The sequence below is a fragment of the Pedobacter sp. 10L46_2 genome (genome assembly GCF_056395165.1).
In genome coordinates, this window is the sequence record NZ_JBFTIZ010000462.1 from 1 (window position 1) to 2,142 (window position 2,142).

The following is a 2,142-nucleotide window of genomic DNA, read 5'->3' on the forward strand; positions in this document are numbered from 1 at the left end:
GATGGCGTGTTACCGCAACATTTATCATTTGCATGCTTTTTTCGTAGCGTTCTCTGTTTTCAAATACTTTTCCGTTAACACTTGTAAGCATGAAATATCTATCTATTATGCTTTTTATTTCAGGATGTGTATCTCGCAGATGATTTAGTGAGGTTGGTATTTGTCTCTGCAAATAGTCTTCCGTTTTTAAGATTTCCCGATCTGAAAGCTCATCAAGATCTTTATATTTCCAAATTGCTGCTTCAAGGGGTATATCGCTTTCCTTACAAGCCGAAACAGTATTCCTCACAGCATTAAGTGTTTCTTCAAGAATCTCGAAATGTACATACAGATCCCTCCTAATTGCTGCATTACGTTGAATGCTTGAGTTTCTAATGTCTACAGCTCCATAAAACGGATATACATTTCTAAAGAAAATAGGTTCAATAGGCAGATTTCTGTCTCTGGCACCCGATTGTATGTAATTAAGGGCTGCTTCGTGGAAACGCCACTGAACAGAAGGCTGCAAAGCAGTGAACTTATCTGTTATTACATCCTGAATTTCGTTATTAAAATCTATAATTATGTTATGGAAGAGCTGAGCCAATAAAGGAAACGCTGCCTCTATTTTTGTAAGAGTGTTTCCATTAAATTTGGTAGAATCTTTTGTATATAACTCAAGAGCTCCAACAAGTTTTCCATTATAAAACAACGGAAACAAGGCATACGACTTAATACCTACCTCATCTAGCAGACTAAGCATAGGGTAAACTTCCGGTTCTTCGTCTGCTATATCCGGAAAAATTAATGTTCGCGGATGGTCAAGATAGTCTTCTATAAGGCTAGAATATTCAGTATCATCCATACCCTTTTCTTTTGCCAACTGAACTACCTTACTTTGAAAACCTGATTGATCATTGATCAGCAGTTTTTTGTTTAATTTAAGATAAGGTAGCATCCCAAAGTTTACTTCATCAGATCCTACAAGGGTTTTCAGCGCAGTAGCTATATCCCTGCTATGTTGTCCATTCTGAGACTCATTATGTTCAATAACGAGGTTTTTGACTGTTTCCAGGGCATACTCATCCGTAACATCAGTTAAGGTTACAATTGATATCCCCTCAATACTAAAGATATCAGGTGGTATTAGTTTTGTTAATATCTTTAGTGAGTTCCGTTCATCTTTAATATAATCTTTAACATCTTTTAAGTTATATTCAGGCAGTTTTGTTTTTGCCCTGATATCCAAAAACCTGGTATCCACATTTAAGCGGTAGTACTTCAATAAATGAGTTTTAGGATCTATAATTGATTTAATGGTGAACTTGTTATTGCTTAAAGAGAAGTTGTAAAATTTCTCAAGAATAAGATTATAAAAGGTGGCCAGAAGATTTTTATCCATTTCCTTTTTGGATGGTAAACTCAGGTCTGACTTTAAACTACACATTGACGGTTCCATGAATACACTATAAAATGCATCAGTACCATAATGAAAACATGGAGAAATAGGTGTACCTATTGCCCAGAATTGTTGACTTTCATCATTAATAATAGGCGATAATGAGGTATAAATTAATTCAAAAAGCGTAGCATAATTTTTAGCGTTCTCTGGGGGTATCGGACTTCTGAGCTCCGGATAATGATTAAATTGCTCAAGGATATATCTGTAAAAGTTAATCTTGGCTGTTTTTTCCTTGTTCGCTCTTTTTTGAATATATTCAATAAACGGATTTAGGGACAATTTAATATCCGCACCTATCGGATGTTTTCCGGGTTCCTTTATTGTTTGATTTAGATTTAATGTTATTGATTGCATTGATCTATTCGTTACAGAACCTTAATAACAACATTAAAGCGCTGAAATAAATTCTTTAATATAAATAAAAATAACTTGTCAAAGGTAGCACCTGTATTTGCATAATAGGTAAAACCTAGGTAATTATTTAATCCGATTCTGTTTGCCTCTAAGGAGTATACTTGAATTTTATAATGTTGCCGTCTGTTAACTCATCTCCTTCGTTAGAGATATACAGATTTAGATCTTTATCAAATGCAATTCCTTCAGGCTGGTTAAATATCGATGAGCTTAAATGATGGGCGGCTTTTACTTTCCATTTATCATCAGTAATAACCAATAGTTTACTTACCGATGAAATAATATAC

2 protein-coding genes are annotated in these 2,142 nt (G+C 34.4%); both read right to left on the reverse strand.

Features of this window, described 5'->3' with window-relative positions:
* Positions 1 to 1,795 (reverse strand): GAF domain-containing protein (locus tag AC1DDX_RS26760; RefSeq protein WP_477622965.1); only part of this gene is annotated, 1,795 nt, incomplete at its 3' end.
* A gap of 148 nt (positions 1,796 to 1,943) precedes the next feature.
* On the reverse strand, positions 1,944 to 2,142 hold a 199-nt coding region (locus AC1DDX_RS26765; protein ID WP_477622966.1), incomplete at its 5' end, for an SdiA-regulated domain-containing protein.